Source organism: Ottowia sp. VDI28, from assembly GCF_049532675.1.
In the GTDB taxonomy this organism is placed as follows: domain Bacteria; phylum Pseudomonadota; class Gammaproteobacteria; order Burkholderiales; family Burkholderiaceae_C; genus Ottowia.
Genome location: NZ_CP149820.1, coordinates 4389053 through 4407342 on the forward strand (window position 1 = coordinate 4389053; position 18290 = coordinate 4407342).

Sequence of the window (18290 nt, forward strand, 5' to 3'; positions counted from 1 at the left end):
TTTATTTTTGACCATTCTTTCCGGACGCTCATCAACTCCGCCTGCATGTCCACTGTTTTCAATTTCACTTTCGTCCCCTGGTTCCGCTCTGTCGCGCCTTATATTCATATGCACCGCGGAAAGACCTTCGTGGTGGGTGTGGTGGGCGAAGCCATCGCCGCCGGCAAGCTGGGCTCGATTGCGACCGATCTGGCCTTGATTCAGAGCATGGGCGTCAGGATCGTGCTGGTGTACGGTTTTCGTCCGCAGGTGAATGACCAACTACGCGCCAAGGGGCATGAGCCGCGCCACTCGCACGGCATGCGCATCACCGATGAAGTCGCGCTTGACTCCGCGCAGGAAGCCGCCGGCCAGCTCCGCTATGAAATCGAAGCCGCCTTCAGCCAGGGCCTCCCCAATACCCCCATGGCAGGCTCTACGGTGCGGGTGATCTCCGGGAACTTCATCACCGCACGCCCGATGGGCATCATCGACGGGGTGGATTTCAAGCACACCGGCGTCGTACGCAAGGTAGATGTCGCGGGCATTGCACGCTCGCTGGACGCAGGCGCCCTGGTATTGATTTCACCCTTCGGCTTTTCACCCACGGGCGAGGCCTTCAATCTGGCCATGGAAGAAGTCGCCACATCGGCCGCCATTGCCCTGCAGGCCGACAAGCTGATCTTTCTGACCGAAACCCCGGGTATCCGCGTGCGGCCGACCGAGCCCGAAGCAGAAGACAACCCCATCGACACCGAGCTGCCCCTGGCCGATGCCCAGGCGCTGATGGCGCGCCTGCCATCCCCAGAAATCCCGACGGATCCAGCTTTCTATCTCCGCCATTGCGTGAGCGCCTGCCTGCATGGCGTGGAGCGCAGCCATATCCTGCCCTATGCGGTCGACGGATCATTGCTGCTCGAAATCTATGTGCACGACGGCATCGGCACCATGGTCGTCGATGAAAAGCTGGAAAGCCTGCGCGAAGCCACCTCGGACGACGTGGCGGGCATCCTTCAACTGATCGAGCCCTTCGAGAAAGACGGCACGCTGGTCAAGCGCAGCCGCACCGAGATCGAGCGCGACATCGGCAACTACAGCATCGTCGAGCACGACGGGGTGATCTTCGCCTGCGCCGCGCTCTACCCCTACCCCGAGGCCAAGACCGGCGAGATGGCGGCGCTGACGGTGTCGCCGCAGTCGCAAGGCCAGGGAGATGGCGAGAAAATCCTGCGCCGGGTCGAACACCGTGCACGCGCCATGGGCCTGAGCAGTATTTTTGTGCTCACCACGCGCACCATGCACTGGTTCATCAAGCGCGGCTTCCAACCTGTCGATCCCGATTGGCTCCCTGAAGCGCGCAAGCGCAAATACAACTGGGACCGCAAGAGCCAGGTGCTGGTTAAGAAGCTGTAGATCAACCGCAGCGCTCTGAAAACTCCAAAAAAGGCCCCCACGCTTCCCCGCTTCGCGAGGTCCGCTGCCCCCCGAAGGGGTGCTTTTTGTCTTGGGGCGGCCCGCCAACAAAAAAATAGCGGCCTGAAGCCGCTATTTTTTGCATCGGGGGAATGACCTGGTCAGGCGGGCATTCCGCCGTTGATCCGGCGCGGCAGGCGCAGCAGCACGGCCAGAATGACGATAGCAAAGATCACGAACCACACGAACGACCAGTTGGCAATCGTGCCACCCAGGAAGGTCCAATCGACCGCGCTGCAATCGCCGCTGCCCTTGAAAATCATCGGGATGGCGCGCTGCAGCGGGAACGACTCGATCATGCCGTAGATATCGCGCCCACAGGTAGCGAATTCAGGCGGATTCCATTGCAGCCAGCTCTGGCGGGCAGCCGTGAAGGCACCGAAAGCGGACATGGCCACCGACAGCAGTCCCCAGAAACGCCAGGCGCCCGGCTTCCTGGAAAACGCCGCGAACGCGCTGAACACGCCGACGATGATCAATGCGTAGCGCTGCACGATGCACATGGGGCAGGGCTCAAGCCCGACGACGTTCTGCAGGTAGAAAATACCGAAAGCCAGCATGGCCGCGCAAATGATGGCAATGGCCGCAAAAACGCGGCGCGGGCTGGAAAAAAGGAGTTGAGCAAGATACTTTTCCTGGATTGATTTTTCTTGGGATGCATCAAGTTGCCGAAGCCCCGCTTTCCCGGGAAAACAGGCGCTCCTTTGGCAACATGCGCATGCATGACCCTCAAACAGGCCAATAGGTTCCGTACCTGCGATTATCTGCCTAGGTCCGCAGGACCGCCCGGCACCCGTCAGACGGGCGGGAAGGCCTTGAACTCGGGAAACGCCTCCGCCTGCCGGGAGAGTTCGGCCAGCCGGGGATAGTTTGTCTCGCTGATGACGTCCGGCGTGATCAATTGAGTGAAGCGCCAGGCAACAGCTGTCGTCACTTCCGCCTGCATGAGGCTGCGCGCATCGGGCGCAAGCGCTTCTGCTTTCCAGGCGGTTTCCAGCTCCCCGTAGGCCGCAGCCAACTGCTCCCGGACCCGGGCCATCCAGGGCTCGTGCTGTTTCTCGGCCGGCCTTTGCTTGCGTTCATAGACAATTTGCACGGTCTTCTCGCATGCGGCCAATGCCAACCCGAGCAATCCGGTTTCCCGCGCCCGCCTGTCTTGCGCCACGGGCATCAGGCTGCGGCCGGCCGCATGCTCCACGTAGTCGATGATGAGCGTCGAATCCATCAGGACCGTGCCATCGTCCAGTACCAGCGTCGGCGCCTTGACCACCGGATTGATCCCTTTGAACTCGTTGTAGGTACTGAATACGGACAGCGAATGATGGTGGAAATCGATGCCAAGCAAGCGAAGAGAAATCGCGGTGCGCCGCACGTAGGGCGAATCCAGCATGCCGATGAGTTTCATGGAACGCTCCTGTCCTGCTGAGGGAATTTGTTCAACCGCAGTTTAAAGGCAGAAGGAACAGATACCACCGATCGGTTACTCATGACTTGAAGCCGAACAAGACCATAATGAACCATCCACCGACCAATACCGACACGCTACGCGCCAATAGCCTCTTCGGCCGTCCCCTGTCTTTTGCAGAGTCCCCGTCAAATGCGCATGCGGCGCCCGGAACAGGTGGACTGGAAGGCTTCGAGATCAGCGCCGGTGACGGCACTCAACGGGAAACACTGCATCATCATGCAAAAGGTCTTGCCGGCGAATGCCCGTTCAAGGCACCAAGCAGCGCGCCGACACCACACACCCGGGATCTCGCGCTCAGCACAGGCCAGCCTCCTCGCACGCTCAACTACCTGGAATTCATCAGAAAGACCATTGGCGACAAAGAAAACCCATTCATGGAAAGCCAAATTGAACTTCTTGATGAACTCCTTACCTTGGCCGCCGAACTGCCGGACCATATTGATTTCCGATCTTTCGCCGAAGACCATCTAAAGCATATCAACGCCATTCTGCTCAACGCCCCTAAAACGCCTCGACCAGAGGGCGAAGAATCCGGGCCGCCTCAACTCATGAGGCATGACACCAAGGCATCTGGAGTCATCGATCGAGTGCTGCAGGATTTTTTGAACAGCTCTCCGAGAAATGAATCCGCGCATGCAACCGCGGCCCAAGGCCACATGTATTCATTCGAGAGACATGGCCTTACCCTGTCCGATCTGGGTAACTACATTGCGGAACTGGAAACTCATATCGAGACCAAGACTCAGCCTAAGGGCTCATCTCCGACCGATCTTCTTTTAATGGACGACCTGGTCGCTTTCGAAAACAAAATCAATCCTGGGATCAACGCGCACTATGTTGATGATGCCTGGAATTTTGGCGAAAGACTTCATCAACTCCTGGCGCGGGCAGCGCAGGAGGGTGCTGCTGATTTTTCAGCACGGCTCGTGGTCAATATAGGGCCTGTAGTCTTCTTCCTGAGTGACCACCAGTTTTATACAAAAACAAACAAGGTCCACTTCTGCGCATTTGATGTACGCATGATCGGCAACCAGCTATCCATCATCGCGATGGAGCCCGCTGACTACTCTGTGGGCGATGCCATCACGTGGCTCAAGGCAAAAGTCAGCCGCAGCTTGCGCAGACATCTTCCGAATGCGAAAGCCGCATTCATCGCGCTCAGAACCCAGTGTTCAACAGACGAGTGCGGAATATTCAGCCTTTCCTTCATAAGAAAATCCTTCTTTGAGAAAAGTGCACTTGATGATCTACACAGGAAAAATATTACCGGCGACCTGGAGAGCGCTGATCAGGCGTTCCTGGAAAACCAATTTCCACCGGCTTTCATGAAGCACACGCATTCGTTCAACCGCTTGCAGTTCTATCTCGGCCATCAACCTCGGTTTCAGCAAACGGAAATCAACCGCAAGCAGCAAACCTTGGAGGAACGCTTCCAAAGCCATCTCGTCAGGCCGGCCGCGCCCTTTCACGAGCTTGTCAATAGCGACTGCGGCCCGCGCGAATACAACAACTCCATAGAACGGAAACGCCTGTCCATCATCAAGGCCTTCTTCAATGAGGTCGAAAGCCGGCAGGGGCCTGCGATGCACGCGCTCGCAGGTCATCCCCAACCCTATTGACTGAAGTTGCCGCGCGGCCCGTCAAGCGGGCTCGGCGAACGCGAACTCAGGCCGCCTTCTTCACCCAGGCAGTGAAGGCGTTGACGAAGCCCTGCACGAATTCCTTGCTGTTCGGGCCGATTTCGCCGTTTTCCACCAAGCCTTCTTTCCACTGGATGAACATCTCATTGCCGGCCAGCGTGGGCATGGCGAGATAGGCGATCACGTTGCGCAGGTGCTGCTGAGCCATGGCGGTGCCGATGGTCCCCACCGAGACGCCGGCCACCGCCGCCGGTTTGCCTGCCCACACGCTCTTGCCCCAAGGGCGCGATGCGTGATCGATGGCGTTTTTCAGCACGCCGGGAATCGAACGGTTGTATTCCGGCGTGACGAACAGCACGCCGTCTGCCGCCTTGATCTCCTCGCGCAAGCGGGCCACCTGCGGCGCGGCGTTGCCGTCATCGTCCTGGCTATAAAGGGGCAGATCATCGATGCGGATGAATTTCACCGTCACATCGGCAGGGAACAGCTTGGCCAGCGCCTCGGCGAACTGCCTGTTGAACGATTCCTTGCGAATACTACCGACCACGACCGCAATATTGAGACCCATGTGTTTTCTCCTTGGAATGAGGGGAACCAGATCATGACTGTTCACAAACAGCCCTGCCTGAGCAGGCCTTTGTGCTTTTAAAGTATGCGCCGAACATACTCGCCATGTTGTGTCATCCTGATAATGAAACGTTCCGCCGTCGCGGATCTTCCCCAAAAGCACATGCCGCCCTCTTCTTCCCCGTCATCGGCGCCAGCCGACGAGCCCGCCGCTGAATCCAAGCGCCAGCGCCGCATCCAATCCATCGAGGTGGGCATGCGCGTGCTCGACGCGCTCACGCATGCCGCGCAGCCGCTGCCCCTGAAAGACATCGCCCGCCTGGCTGACATGTCGCCGCCCAAGGCGCACCCGTATCTGGTCAGCTTCATGAACGTCGGGCTGGTCAAGCAGCACCCGCTCACTGGCCTCTATGAACTCGGCCCCCGTGCCTTGCAACTCGGCCTGGCAGCTCTGCAGCAGCTCGACCCGGTCACCGAAGCCAGCCAGGAAGCCGCCTTGCTCGCCACGACCTCCGATCTCAGCATTGCGCTGGCCGTGTGGGGACAGCTCGGGCCCACCGTGGTCCGGCTGGACGAGCCTCGCTATCCCCTGCACGTCAACCTGCGGGTAGGCACGGTGATGTCGCTCTTCAACACCATCACCGGCCGGGTCTTCGCCACCTACCTGCCCGAAAAAATGGTCCGCACCATGCTCGAAGACGAGCACCGCCGCGTGGTGGGCGGCCCCTCGGAGGCCTTCGACTCGCCGGAGTATCAGCAGTTGCTGGCCGATATCCGCGCCAGCGGCATGGGACGAGGGCTGTCGATGCCGCAACCGGGTGTCAACACCCTGTGCGCGCCGGTATTTGCAGCCGACGGGAAGATCGCCCTGGTCATCACCATGATCGGTCCGCAAGGCGTATTTGACGCCCAGATCGACGGCCCGGCAGGCCGGCTGCTGCGAACTCATGCCGACAACGTCTCTCGCCGGTTGGGATACGCAGGCTCTAAAAATTAGACATTGGCGAATTTATTGACGAATAACAAAAATCAAGGGAGAATTGCGTCCATCCAAGCCACCCCACGGAAAGACGCCCATGAGCGAGAAGAAATTCGCATCCCACGCCGATCTCGAGGAAAAGCAGATCAGTTGGGACAAACTCTCTGACAACGCCTACGCCTACACCGCCGAGGGCGACCCCAACACCGGCGTGATCATTGGCGACGATGGCGTGATGATCATCGACGCCACCGCCACCCCCGTGGCGGCCCAGGGTGTGATCAAGAAGATCCGCGAGATCACCGACAAGCCCATCAAGTACGTGGTGCTCACCCACTACCACGCCGTGCGCGTGCTGGGCGCCAGCGGCTACAAAAGCGAAGGCCTTGAGCAAATCATCGCCAGCCAGGACACTTACGACCTCATCGTCGAACGCGGCCAGCAAGACATGGATTCGGAAATCGGCCGCTTCCCGCGTCTGTTCCAGGCTGTCGAAAGCGTGCCCGGTCTCACCTGGCCCACCCTAACCTTCCACGGCGAGATGACGCTCTGGATGGGCAAGCTCGAAGTGAAGATCAAGCAGGTGGGCCGCGGCCATACCAAGGGCGACACCATCGTCTATCTGCCCAGCCAGAACATCTGCTTCTCGGGCGACCTGGTGGAAGCCGATGCCGCCTGCTACACAGGCGACGCCTATCTGGCCGACTGGCCCCAAACACTCGACAACCTGGCCGCCATGAAGTTCGAGAAGCTCGTGCCCGGCCGCGGCCCCAGCCTGATGACGCCTGACGCGGTGGCCAAAGGGATCAAGTACACACGCGACTTCACGGGCACCCTCTACCGCAGCGCGCAGGAAGCCGTCGCCCAGGGCATGGACCTCAAGGCCACCATGGCCCACACGCGCAAGAACATGGACCCGGACTTCGGCCACGTCTTCATTTACGAGCACTGCCTGCCCTTCGATGTCACGCGCGCCCACGACGAAGCCAGCGGCATCCGTGATCCCCGCATCTGGACAGCCGAGCGCGATCAGCAGATGTGGCATGCCTTGCAGCAGGGCTGAAGGCTGAATTGGCCGGCACCTGAGCAACCGGAGACAAGCGGTGCAAAAGACCTTCACCTATCCCAAGTTTGATTTCGTCCGCCCGCCTGAACTGACCGAGGGCCGGCCCGGCCACTATCCCGTGGTAGTGGTGGGCGCCGGTCCCGTGGGCCTGGCCACTGCCATCGACCTGGCCCACCAGGGCCAGGACGTGCTTCTGCTGGACAACGACGACACCGTCTCTCTCGGTTCACGCGGCGTGTGCTATGCCAAGCACACGCTGGAAGTGCTGGACCGCATGGGCTGTGGCGACAAGTTCGTGCAAAAAGGCGTCTCATGGAACGTGGGCCGCACCTTCCTGCACGAGGGCGAAGTCTTCAACTTCAATCTGCGGCCAGAAGAGCATCATCAACGCCCCGGCATGATCAACCTCCAGCAGTACTACCTGGAGGAGTATCTGATCGAACGCACGGCGCAGTTGCCCCATCTGCACAAGCGCTTCAAAAGCAACGTCACCTCCGTGGTGCCGGGCGAAGATAAAGTCACCGTGCACGTGGAAACGCCCGACGGCGCCTACTCGCTCACCACCGACTGGCTGATCGCCGCCGATGGCGCGCGCAGCCCCATCCGCACCATGATGGGCCTGGATGTCGAAGGCAAGGTCTTCATGGACCGCTTTCTCATTGCGGACGTGGTCATGAAGGCGGAGTACCCGGCCGAACGCTGGTTCTGGTTTGATCCGCCTTTCCATCCCGGCCAGTCGGTGCTGCTCCATAAGCAGGCCGACAACGTCTGGCGCATCGACTTCCAGCTGGGCTGGGACGCCGATCCAGTGGAAGAGAAAAACCCGAAAAAGTGATTCCGCGCATCAAGGCCATGCTGGGCGACGAGCGCGAGTTCGAGCTCGAATGGGTAAGCATCTACACCTTCCAGTGCCGGCGCATGAACCGCTTCAACCACGGGCGCGTGCTGTTCGTGGGCGATTCGGCCCATCAGGTCTCGCCCTTCGGTGCCCGCGGTGCCAACAGCGGCATCCAGGATGCAGGCAACCTCGCCTGGAAACTCAAGCTCGTGATGAACGGCCAGGCGCCCGCCACCCTGCTCGACACCTACAGCGAAGAGCGCGGCCATGCGGCCGACGAGAACATCATGAACTCGACGCGCTCCACCGACTTCATCACACCCAAGAGCAACACCAGCCGCACGTTCCGCAATGCCGTGCTGGAACTCGCCGCCAAGTATCCGTTTGCCCGTGCGCTCGTCAATTCGGGACGCCTGTCGGTGCCCACCTGGCTGGCCGATTCGCGCTTGAACACCCCTGATGCGGAGCCCTTCGCCGGCAACATGATTCCGGGTGCTCCCATGGCCGATGCGCCCGTGGAAACACCGGAAGGCGAAGGTTGGTTGCTGCGCCAGCTGGGCAACCGATTCCAGGCGCTGCACTATGTGGAAGACGCCAGCACGCTCCATGCCGTCACAGTCCAGTCGCTGACCGAACTGAGCGGCAACGGCATCGTGGTGGAACCCATCGTGGTGGCCCGCCAAGGCCAGGCCCCTGCCGGCCTCAAGACGCTGATCGACACTCGGCATTGCATCGCCCACCGGTATGACATGCAGCCCGGCACCACCTATTTGGCCCGGCCCGATCAACACGTGGCCGCGCGCTGGCGTGCGTTCGATGCGGCAAAAGTAAAAGCCGCAGTGGCGCGCGCCACCGGCCACGCGTGATCAACAGCAACCGGCGCTTAGGACTCCAGTCATGCCCCTGAACACCCAGCCCAATTTTTCCGAATCCGGCAAGCGCTACTTCCAGGCCTATTCGCCCGGCGACGACTTCTATGAAGCGCTGATCGACACCCATCGCGACCTGAGTGACGCGCAAAGCGCCATGGTCAATGCGCGCCTGATTCTTCTGCTCGCCAACCACATCGGCGACATCACCGTGCTGCGCGAGGCCATGCAGATCGCCCGCGAAGGCGTTTGAACTTCATTCCGCATTTTCAAGGAGACTCACCATGGCCATCATCGAGAAGATTCACCACGTCGCCTACCGCTGCAAGAACGCCAAGGAAACCGTGAAGTGGTATGAGAAATACCTCGACATGAACTTCATCCTGGCCATCGCCGAAGACGAGGTGCCCTCCACCAAGGAACCCGATCCTTACATGCACGTGTTCCTCGATGCCGGCAATGGAAACGTGCTGGCCTTCTTCGAGCTGCCGACCCAACCCGAGATGGGCCGCGACCAGAACACGCCCGTCTGGACGCAGCACCTTGCGTTGAAGGTGGATTCAGTCGACACCATGATGAAGGTCAAGGCCAAGCTCGAAGCCGACGGCATCGAAGTGCTCGGCCCCACCAACCACACGATCTTCCAATCGATCTACTTCTTCGACCCCAGCGGCCACCGCCTGGAGCTGGCCGCCAACACCTCCACCCCCCAGATGGACAAGGCGCTGGACCGCGTGAAGTGGGAAATGCTCGACGAGTGGGACCGTACCAAGAAGGCCCCTCAGCATGCACGCTGGATGCACGACGGCAGCAGCGTAGCCGCTGCTGCCTGAGGGATCAGCCTTGATGTGACTTGCGGGCAATCACCTGCATTTCCACACAAGCCTCCGGAATCGCGATGCCGGCGATCATCGCGGTGCCGGTCGGTTTGCACGGCAGGTGCTTGCGCAGCGCATCCATCACCGCGGGCAGATGTTCATGTGCCGAGACGATAAGCGTGTAGTTCACGATGTTGCGCAGCGTACCGCCGCAAGTCGCCAGGTAGCGTTCGATGTTGCGCAGCATCAGTTCGGTTTGCGCCGCGGCTCCGCCGGCCAGTTGATGCGCCTCGTAGTCCATGCCCAGAGTGCCTGACACGAAAATCCAGTCATCGTCGAACATCGCGCGCGAGTACGGTGCGTCGGCGAATGGCAACGGGGTGATCACGGGAATGTGCATGGTGTCTCCTGCAAAAAGAAAAAGAAAGAAAGAAAAAACTCAATCCGCCAGCATGCGGCGCACGATCGCGCGCGCATGCAAATCTGCCGAATCAAATAGCGGCACCGGCGAGATCAGCCAAGGCTGCAACTCGCCCAGCTCGGTACACCCCAGCACAATGCCCTCTGCGCCACGCGATGCCAGGCTTCCGGCTATACGCGTCACCACAGCGGCGGAAGCTGCGCTTGCCTGGCCGCTGGCCAGCTCGCCAAAGATCAAGGCATCCAGCTCAATGCGCTCCTGTTCCTGGGGCAGGATCAGTTCAAAGCCCTCGCCCTGGCTGAAAGCGTGGGTGAAGAAATCGGCCCGCAGCGCATGGCTGGTGCCCAGCACGCCCAACCGCCGAGCTCGCGGCAGGCGTTCACGCACCGCACGAGCGGTTTCCACGGCGATATGCACCAGCGGCAAGCCCGCGGCAGCCTGCACGGCCTCCGCCGCGAAATGGCCGGTGTTCGCGAGAATGGCCACCAGCTCGGCGCCTGCGGCGTGCAACTGCCTCGCCGCCTGCTGCATGCGTGCACTCGCATCTTGCGGACGCCCCTCGCTCATGTCCTGGAGCACCTCCGCGAAATCCAGGCTCACGATCACGCAGCGTGCCGAGTGGGGAGCACCCAACTCGGCCTGTATCTGCTCGTTCAGAAGGCGGTAGTACACCAGGGTGGAAGGCCACGCCACGCCGCCAATAAGGCCGACGGTCTTCATGCGCACCATCGGCTCCGTCAGTCCAGCTTGAAGCCGAGCTTGCGGATCACCGGCGCGTAGCGCTCGCCATCGCGAACGATGCGCTGGGCCATGATGGCCGGACTGATCGCCGAAGCAGGCTCGAAGCCGAAAGTGCCGAGCTTCTCGATCACGTCGGACTGGCGCACGGCCCATTCGGTCTCCTGCGCCAGGCGCTGGGCAATGGCGGCAGGCATGCCGGCGGGCCCTGCAACACCGAACCAGACCGATAGATCCATCCCTTTGTAGCCCGATTCATCCAGGGTGGGTACCTCCGGCAGCGCGCCGAACCGCCGAGCGGAAGTCACGGCCAGGATCCGCGCTCGTCCTGTCTTGACGAACTGCACGTAAGGCGCAAGGCCGTCAAATGCCAGGCTCACATCTCCGGCAATCAGGCCTTGTGCAACCTCCGCGCTGCCCTTGTAGGTGATGCGCGCTGCTTCGATGCCCGCCAACTGGCTGAACTCCGCCAGCGCGATATGGGCCAGAATCGCCGCCGAACCGACATTGAGCTTGCCAGGCTGCGCCTTGGCCCGCTGCACTACTTCCTGAATGCTCTGCGCATCCCCTGGCCGGGTGCTGCCGATCACCGTGATCGGCGAGGTAATGGCCAGCGCCACCGGTGTGAAATCCTTGATGGGGTCGTAGGGCAGCCGGTTGTAGAGGGAAGGATTCAGCACGAAAGTCTGATCCATCGTCCAGATCAGCGTGTGGCCATCTGGCGGCGCGCGCCTGAGATCCTGCACGCCAATGATGGTATTGCCGCCGGCCTTGTTGTCGATGAATATCTGCTGCCCGAGCCGCTCGGCCAGTTTGCCCGCGATCAGCCGCGCGGTGGCGTCCGCGCCTCCGCCCGCAACGAAAGGGACGATCAGCCGGATCGGCTTGGCAGGCCAGGCCTGGGCAAAGACGCCAGGGGCCGCCAAAGCCGCGGCGCCGGCGGCCGCTGCCCGCAGCGCTGTTCGCCGGGCCAGCTTGTGCTTTGATACTTTGCTCGTTTCGCTTATCGTCATCGCTAAAACTCCTTTGCAGAGTGCAAAGGTAGCGCCGCACCGGAGAATCCGCTATGCCGATCCATTCACATTCTGTGCCGTTCGCGCCTCATGCTGCCATGCGTGAAGACGATTTCAACGCGGCCATGTGGCGGCTGCCCGCCGCCCGTAGCGGGGGCTTGCCCACGCTGCGCGGCAGCCTGCACAACATCCATTGGCCAGACGACGGCGGCCGGCTGACCCAGTTGCGCTTCTCCCCCTGGGAGGGCGTCACGGCCATGTTCTTTGACTATCGCCTGCAACGGGATCTTCACATCTGCCTGGAGCCGCAGGACGAATTGCTCTTGACCTTCTTCCTGGCTGGCGAGGTCACCGGCCGCATCAGCGCCACGCGCGGCCGGCTGCGGCCCCTGGAATTCAAACCCGGACGGGCGCTGCTTCGCACGCCCAACCATGACGGCGGCTACCTCATCAACGTGCCCGGCGCTTGCCGCAATGTGTTCGTGCAGTTCCGTCTGCGGCGTTCGCAATTGCCGCTGTGGCTGCGAGGGCTGGATGTGCGCATGGATGCACGCCAGATGGAACGCCTGATGCATCTGAACAACGGCACCGTGCTCTGCAATGCGGCGCTGACCGCGCGCGTGCAGAGCAGCTTGATGCGCTTACGTGGAGAAGACACCGAAGCCCCCTCATTCGCACCACTCTTCCAGGCTCACTCGGTGGAACTGCTGACCTACGTACTGCTGGATCTGGTGGAACTGCTCCGCCCTGCCCGCTCGGCCACCGAAGGGCCTGCAAGTGCCGCTGCGCGCAAGGCGCGCGGCTGCATCGACGAAGCACCCGCTCGGGGCTGGACAGTGGCTGAATTGGCCGCGCAAGCCGGCTGCAGCGAAGCCCAACTGCAACGCAGCCTGCGCGCCGAAACCGGGCAGTCTGTTCACCAATACCTTCGCAACGCCCGCCTGGACCTGGCCGCCCGGCTGCTGCGCGAAACGCGCCTGCCGGTTCGGCAAGTGGCGGAAGAAGCCGGCTGGCAATGCCACGGCCGCTTCGGCACGGCATTCCGCGAACGCCATGGATTGACGCCGCTGACCTTCCGGCAAGGCCAAGGCCGCGAGCGCGGCCCGTAGGGGCTTACACCTTCGCCAGCGCCTGTTCCAAGTCGGCCAGCAGATCGTCGATGTGCTCGATGCCCACGCACAGGCGAACGGTTTCTTCCTTCACACCCGTCTTGGCCAGTTCTTCCGGCGCCAACTGGCGGTGCGTGGTGCTAGCCGGATGGGTGGCCAGGGATTTGGTATCGCCGATGTTCACCAGGCGAGTGAACAACTGCAGCGCATCGAGGAATCTGGCCCCTGCTTCGCGTCCTCCAGCAGCGGCTTTCACGCCAAAGGTCAACAGGCCCGACGCGCGGCCCTGCATGTAATGTTGGGCCAACGCATGGTCTTCATGATCGGCCAAGCCGGCGTAGCTGACCCAGGCCACCTTGTCGTGCTTTTGCAGGAACTGAGCCACCTTCAGGGTGTTGTCGCAGATGCGGTCCATGCGCAGAGCCAGGGTTTCAATGCCCTGCAGGATCTGCCAGGCATTGAAAGGCGAAAGCGCGGCTCCCGTGTTGCGCAGCGGCACCACGCGCGCGCGGCCAATGTAGGCAGCCGCGCCCAGTGCCTCGGTATAAACCACGCCGTGGTAGCTCACATCAGGCTCGTTCAGGCGCTTGAAGCGCTCCTTGTGCTCGGCCCAGGGAAATTTGCCGCTGTCCACAATGGCGCCGCCCAGTGTGGTGCCATGGCCCCCCATGTATTTGGTGAGAGAGTGGATGACGATGTCAGCGCCGTGCTCGATCGGGCGCAGCAGGTACGGCGAAGCCACCGTGTTGTCCACGATCAGGGGCACACCATGCTTGTGGGCAATGGCCGCCACGCTGGCGATGTCGGTCACGTTGCCGGCCGGGTTGCCGATCGTCTCGACGAACACGGCCTTTGTCTTGCTGTCGATCAGCTTGTCAAAGCTGGCAGGATCGCGGTGGTCGCCGAAACGGGTGGTGATACCCAGTTGCGGCAGCGTGTGCGCGAACAGGTTGTAGGTACCGCCATAGAGCGCCGTGCTGCTGACGATGTTGTCGCCTGCCTCGGCAATGGTCTGGATGGCATACATGATGGCCGATTGGCCGCTGGCCACGGCCAGCGCGCCAATGCCGCCCTCTAGCGCGGCCACGCGCTTTTCCAGCACGTCGCAGGTCGGGTTCATGATGCGCGAGTAGATGTTGCCCGCCACCTTCAGATCGAACAGATCAGCCCCGTGCTGGGCGCTGTCGAAGGAATAGGCCACTGTCTGGTAGATCGGCACGGCCACCGACTTGGTGGTGGGGTCCGGCTGATAGCCCGCATGGACCAGTTGGGTTTCAAATTTCCAGGTATCGGACATGAGCTTGTCTACTTTCTATTTGCTATGGAAATGAATGCCGATGGCATGCCACCGGCTTGGAAAAAATTTTGTGCTCAAGAAGCTTCAGGCTTCAGCGCCACGTTGTTCAGCTTGTCCAGCCGTTCCGGCCATTCACCGGTATCGGCTCCCTGGCGCAGAATACGTGCCCAGGCCATCCAGGCATCCCACTGCACACGCTTGTCCCAGGCATTGCCCCAGCAGGAAAAGCACTGCAGCGCGCTTTCGGCAGCGGCCTTGGCCTCCGCATGGCGGCCGGTGATCAGATACAGCTGCGCGAGCACCATCTGCGGCTCTCCTACCCAGGGGTTCAGGCGCGCGGCCTGTTCCAGCACGGCAATGGCGGCGGCCGGATCCACTAAAGGCTGGTCCTGCTGTATGACCGACCAATACAGCGAAGTGGCGGCCGCCTCGTCACCGGCACTCAGATCGCGCTGGCATCCGTCAAAGACGGGTGGCGTCGGCAGCAGATTCTTCAGCACCGGATGCCGCAACGCTGCCCCCAGACGGCTGATCTGCGCATACATGCCCGAAGCAGGCCGCATCGGACCCGGCCATAACGCTGCGGCCCAGTGAGTGGCCTGCGGGCGCCGTGTTACCTCGGGAAAGCCGGCGTAAATATCCTCTTGCCAGCTGAACCATTGCTCGGCCGTATCAGCCATGCTGACCACGATGAAGGCCGCCACGGTGTCAGGCGGCAGCACGCGATCATCCAGCACCACGCTGCCATCAGCCTCGATGCGGCCAGCCAGCACACGCTGCACGAACTGAGCGCGCGAGGCCGTGCAGAAGACATGAACTAGTTCTTCCGCGCGTTCGCCCACCAATTCGCGGACGCGGGCGCGTTCGCGCTCGGGATCGAATTTGACGAGATCGACGAATGCGTTGCCATACACGCTGTGCAGCAATCCCAGCAAGCGCACCTCACGCGGTTGCTGCCACAGCGCCAAAGCGCGCGCGACGCCTACCAGATGGTGCCTGAAGGTACCCGCCTTGTGCCAATCCTGCCCGACCTGGCGCGCCAGCACCGTCGGCAAAACGGGCGCCAGAGCCTCATCGCGAGCCAGCCACTCGTCGTCGAGCAGGGCCTGCGCCCGGGTAAAAAGATCCGGTTGTAAAGTGTGCCAAGGCATGGGCTGCGACATGGTCCGCTGGAAAGATTGCTACAGTGATGGGTTCGGATGACGGCTGGCGACGCAATTGCATCAGGTGATGCTCTGCATTCTGATCGCTGGCACGTGAAAATCAAGCAACCGCCTAAGTCAATTTAGTCAGTTGTTAATTACCTATCAGCTTACACGAGGCAATAGATATGGCACGCATGGTGAACTGCATCAAGCTCGGCAAAGAGGCCGAAGGGCTCGACTTCCCCTATCCCGGTGAATTGGGCAAGAAAATCTGGGAAAACGTCAGCAAGGAAGCCTGGGCAGGCTGGCTCAAGCACCAGACGATGCTGGTCAACGAAAACAGGCTCAACCTGGCCGACCAGCGCGCGCGCCAATACCTGGCGCGGCAGATGGAAAATCACTTTTTCGGTACGGGCGCCGATCAAGCGGTAGGCTACGTGCCTCCGAGCGCTTGAACAACGAAGCGGATTCTCTGGCCGGCCTGCGCCGCCAATACCACTTTCGCCCAGGCCCCCAGGGCCTGCGAGCCTGGGATGTGCACCGGCTGATACGGCTTGCACGCGAGCAGGCCTTGCCTGTGCACGAAGTGGCGCTGGCCTCCATCCGCGAGCTCGACGAACCTTACTGGTTCAGCCACGAAGGCCAGACACCCACTCCGCGCGCCATCGTGGAACATGTCAAACTGATGGATGAATGCAGCCTGGACTGGCCCGTCATCCTCTGTGCCAACGGCCGCCTGATGGACGGCATGCATCGTGCCGCCCAAGCGCTGCGGCTGGGCCGCACGCATGTGCTTGCCGTGCGCTTCGCGGTGGATCCTGCGCCGGACTATGTAGGCGTGGCCCCAGAAGACCTGCCCTACTGAACAACCGAACAGATTTCAGCGCAATGCAGCCAGCGGCATCAGAAACCGTGGTCTGGCGGGACGATGGCATGCCAGCCAGCCCGCGCTTTGACGACGTCTACCGCAGCCGGGGCACGGCGGGCGACGCCGGGCTGGCGCAGGCGCGCCACGTGTTCCTGGGAGGCTGCGGCCTGCTGGCTGGCGAACAACCTGCCGCCTGGGCCGATGCCCCCTGCTGGCAGATCCTGGAAACCGGCTTCGGCCTGGGCCTGAATTTTCTGGCCACCTGGCATGCTTGGCGTGCCGACCCTGCCCGGCCTCAGCGTCTTTTCTACAGCGCCGTGGAAGCCTGGCCCCCAGAGGCAGCCCACATTCTGCGCAGTGCGGCGCCTTTTGCCGAACTGGCGCCTCTGGCCCAGGAGCTGGCTTCGCGCTGGCACGGCCTGCTGCCAGGCCTCCATCGCCTGGAGTTCGAAAGCGGCCGGGTGCAGCTGACCCTGGCCATTGGCGATGCACAGCCCATGCTGGGTGAGCTGACTGGCCAGTTTGACAGCATCTACCTCGACGGCTTCAGCCCCAGCCACAACCCCGATATGTGGAGCCTGCACACCATGAAAGCGGTGGCGCGGCTGGCACGGCGTGGTGCCTGGGCCGCGAGCTGGTGCGTCGCGGGAGAAGTGCGCGAACGGCTCACCAGTTGCGGCTTTGCGGTGGAACGGGTGCCAGGCCTGCCCCCCAAGCGGCATGCCTTGCGCGCCCGCTTTGATCCGCACTGGGAACCCAAAACCCGCGCCCAAGCCCCATTGGCCTTGCCCACCGCGGAAGCGCCGCGCCGCTGCGCCATCATCGGCGGCGGCTTGGCGGGCGCATCATGTGCCTACAGTCTTGCCCGGCGGGGCTGGCAAGTCACCGTGCTCGACCAGGCCATTGAACCCGCCACAGGCGCCAGCGGCTTGCCTGCCGGTGTCGTGGCGCCGCACGTCTCCCCCGACGATCGCCCGCTTTCACGCCTGACCCGTGCCGGCGTGCGAGCCACGTTGGCGCGCGCCCGCGCTCTGCTGCGCGAAGGCATGGAATTCGCCGCTACCGGCGTACTGGAACGCCACGCCCCCGGTGAGCGGCGATTGCCCGCCGAATGGCCGAGCGCGGCAGACTCCGCGGCCACCCGCGCCAACACCTATTCCGCCAGTGCCCCCGAGACTTTCGAAAAAGCAAGAGAGGCAAGTGCTCCCCTGGACGATACCCATCTCGCGCTCTGGCACGCCGAAGCTGGCTGGGTCAGACCAGCTGCACTGGTCCGCGCCATGCTGGCAACCCCAGGGATCACGTGGCAAGGCGGCCAAGCGGTGGAGCGGCTTGAAGCCACGATAGAGGGCTGGCAAGCTCTCGGCCCGGATGGAAGCACGCTGGCCGAAGCGGAGCTTGTCATCCTCACCGCGGGTTTTGGTTCGCGCGCGTTGCTTGGCAGCGCATCCTCGAAGGATGCCGACGCCAGCACCTTGCCCCTGAACCCCTTGCGCGGTCAGGTCGCCTTCGGCCCCATGCCCAGCGACGCCGCGGACCATGCCGCATTGCCCGCCTTTCCGGTCAACGGACATGGCAGCCTGATCTCGCATGTGCCGACCCTGGATGGTCCGATATGGGTCACAGGCGCCACCTTTGAACGCGGCAACGCGCGCGCCGAATTGCATGAGACCGATCATGCCCACAATCGCCAACGCTTGGCCGAACTTCTGCCCACCGCTTCTGCTGCAGTCGATGTTCAGTGGATCGATGGCCGGGCCCGTAGTTGGTCAGGTGTGCGTGCCACCCTTCCTGACCGCCTGCCTGCCGTAGGCGCCTGGAGCCGCGCCTCGGCCTCCACGGATCCACTTGCCCCGCATCTATGTACGGGACTAGGCGCACGTGGCCTGACGCTGGCGGTGCTGAGCGGAGAAATCCTGGCCTCGTGGCTTCATGGTGAGCCGCTGCCAGTGGAACGAAACCTGGCTGAACGGCTGCGAGCGGAGCGGTTTCTGACTTAGAA

At 62.1% G+C, this 18290-nt stretch carries 18 protein-coding genes and 1 pseudogene; 11 read left to right on the forward strand and 8 right to left on the reverse strand.

Annotated features, from left to right (window positions below; translation table 11 throughout):
• Positions 1 to 45 precede the first annotated feature (45 nt).
• On the forward strand, positions 46 to 1392 hold the full coding sequence (gene argA, locus WJU18_RS20900; protein WP_423455345.1) for an amino-acid N-acetyltransferase: 1347 nt from the start codon (positions 46 to 48) through the stop codon (positions 1390 to 1392).
• A 161-nt stretch (positions 1393 to 1553) separates the two neighbouring features.
• Here the strand turns inward: argA and WJU18_RS20905 are convergent, their stop codons facing one another.
• Both WJU18_RS20905 and WJU18_RS20910 read right to left on the reverse strand, forming a co-directional pair.
• A complete protein-coding gene (locus WJU18_RS20905) occupies positions 1554 to 2093 on the reverse strand; it encodes a disulfide bond formation protein B (RefSeq protein ID WP_423461063.1) in 540 nt (179 codons plus the stop codon).
• Between the two features lie 155 nt (positions 2094 to 2248).
• Positions 2249 to 2857, reverse strand: coding sequence for a glutathione S-transferase (locus tag WJU18_RS20910; RefSeq protein WP_423455347.1), 609 nt, complete (start codon positions 2855 to 2857; stop codon positions 2249 to 2251).
• Between the two features lie 107 nt (positions 2858 to 2964).
• Between WJU18_RS20910 and WJU18_RS20915 the strand changes: the two genes are divergently transcribed.
• Positions 2965 to 4539, forward strand: a complete 1575-nt coding sequence (locus tag WJU18_RS20915; protein ID WP_423455348.1) for a YopJ family acetyltransferase — start codon at positions 2965 to 2967, stop codon at positions 4537 to 4539.
• 46 nt (positions 4540 to 4585) lie between these two features.
• Here the strand turns inward: WJU18_RS20915 and WJU18_RS20920 are convergent, their stop codons facing one another.
• Positions 4586 to 5128: an NADPH-dependent FMN reductase gene (locus tag WJU18_RS20920; protein WP_423455350.1), complete on the reverse strand. Its 543-nt coding sequence runs from the start codon at positions 5126 to 5128 to the stop codon at positions 4586 to 4588.
• Positions 5129 to 5290: 162 nt separating this feature from the next.
• Between WJU18_RS20920 and WJU18_RS20925 the strand changes: the two genes are divergently transcribed.
• The 5 genes and pseudogenes from WJU18_RS20925 to WJU18_RS20945 all read left to right on the forward strand — a co-directional run bounded on the left by WJU18_RS20925 (position 5291) and on the right by WJU18_RS20945 (position 9712).
• Positions 5291 to 6124, forward strand: a complete 834-nt coding sequence (locus WJU18_RS20925; protein ID WP_423455352.1) for an IclR family transcriptional regulator — start codon at positions 5291 to 5293, stop codon at positions 6122 to 6124.
• Positions 6125 to 6203: 79 nt separating this feature from the next.
• Positions 6204 to 7169 carry an MBL fold metallo-hydrolase gene (locus tag WJU18_RS20930; protein ID WP_423455354.1) on the forward strand — a complete coding sequence of 322 codons (966 nt, stop codon included), beginning with the start codon at positions 6204 to 6206 and terminating at the stop codon, positions 7167 to 7169.
• A 91-nt stretch (positions 7170 to 7260) separates the two neighbouring features.
• Positions 7261 to 8876 (forward strand): annotated as a pseudogene (locus WJU18_RS20935) (FAD-dependent oxidoreductase).
• Positions 8877 to 8907: 31 nt separating this feature from the next.
• Entirely contained in the window at positions 8908 to 9132 is a 225-nt protein-coding gene (locus WJU18_RS20940) for a DUF2783 domain-containing protein (RefSeq protein ID WP_423455356.1), read from the forward strand.
• A 31-nt stretch (positions 9133 to 9163) separates the two neighbouring features.
• A complete protein-coding gene (locus WJU18_RS20945) occupies positions 9164 to 9712 on the forward strand; it encodes a VOC family protein (protein WP_423455358.1) in 549 nt (182 codons plus the stop codon).
• Between the two features lie 4 nt (positions 9713 to 9716).
• Here the strand turns inward: WJU18_RS20945 and WJU18_RS20950 are convergent, their stop codons facing one another.
• The 3 genes from WJU18_RS20950 to WJU18_RS20960 are packed head-to-tail and all read right to left on the reverse strand — an operon-like array spanning position 9717 to position 11869.
• Positions 9717 to 10097, reverse strand: coding sequence for a RidA family protein (locus WJU18_RS20950; protein WP_423455359.1), 381 nt, complete (start codon positions 10095 to 10097; stop codon positions 9717 to 9719).
• Positions 10098 to 10136: 39 nt separating this feature from the next.
• The gene (locus WJU18_RS20955; RefSeq protein ID WP_423455361.1) at positions 10137 to 10838 is read right to left on the reverse strand and encodes an aspartate/glutamate racemase family protein; all 702 of its coding nucleotides are present in this window, start codon (positions 10836 to 10838) and stop codon (positions 10137 to 10139) included.
• Positions 10839 to 10855: 17 nt separating this feature from the next.
• A complete protein-coding gene (locus WJU18_RS20960) occupies positions 10856 to 11869 on the reverse strand; it encodes a Bug family tripartite tricarboxylate transporter substrate binding protein (RefSeq protein WP_423455363.1) in 1014 nt (337 codons plus the stop codon).
• Positions 11870 to 11922: 53 nt separating this feature from the next.
• Here WJU18_RS20960 and WJU18_RS20965 point away from each other — a divergent pair, with 53 nt between their 5' ends.
• Entirely contained in the window at positions 11923 to 12978 is a 1056-nt protein-coding gene (locus WJU18_RS20965) for a helix-turn-helix transcriptional regulator (RefSeq protein ID WP_423455364.1), read from the forward strand.
• A 4-nt stretch (positions 12979 to 12982) separates the two neighbouring features.
• Here the strand turns inward: WJU18_RS20965 and WJU18_RS20970 are convergent, their stop codons facing one another.
• Together WJU18_RS20970 and WJU18_RS20975 are read right to left on the reverse strand one after the other, a co-directional pair.
• Positions 12983 to 14275, reverse strand: a complete 1293-nt coding sequence (locus tag WJU18_RS20970; RefSeq protein WP_423455366.1) for an O-acetylhomoserine aminocarboxypropyltransferase/cysteine synthase family protein — start codon at positions 14273 to 14275, stop codon at positions 12983 to 12985.
• Between the two features lie 74 nt (positions 14276 to 14349).
• Positions 14350 to 15438 (reverse strand): DUF6817 domain-containing protein, encoded by a 1089-nt coding sequence (locus tag WJU18_RS20975; RefSeq protein ID WP_423455368.1) that lies wholly within the window; start codon positions 15436 to 15438, stop codon positions 14350 to 14352.
• Positions 15439 to 15605: 167 nt separating this feature from the next.
• On the opposite strand from WJU18_RS20975, the gene WJU18_RS20980 reads away from it, so the two are divergent.
• The 3 genes from WJU18_RS20980 to mnmC are packed head-to-tail and all read left to right on the forward strand — an operon-like array spanning position 15606 to position 18288.
• Positions 15606 to 15875 (forward strand): oxidative damage protection protein, encoded by a 270-nt coding sequence (locus WJU18_RS20980; RefSeq protein WP_423455370.1) that lies wholly within the window; start codon positions 15606 to 15608, stop codon positions 15873 to 15875.
• Positions 15872 to 16285, forward strand: coding sequence for a hypothetical protein (locus tag WJU18_RS20985; protein WP_423455372.1), 414 nt, complete (start codon positions 15872 to 15874; stop codon positions 16283 to 16285). The genes WJU18_RS20980 and WJU18_RS20985 overlap by 4 nt, the downstream gene beginning before the upstream one ends.
• Before the next feature lie 23 nt (positions 16286 to 16308).
• Positions 16309 to 18288 carry an FAD-dependent 5-carboxymethylaminomethyl-2-thiouridine(34) oxidoreductase MnmC gene (mnmC, locus tag WJU18_RS20990; protein ID WP_423455374.1) on the forward strand — a complete coding sequence of 660 codons (1980 nt, stop codon included), beginning with the start codon at positions 16309 to 16311 and terminating at the stop codon, positions 18286 to 18288.
• Positions 18289 to 18290: the final 2 nt, after the last annotated feature.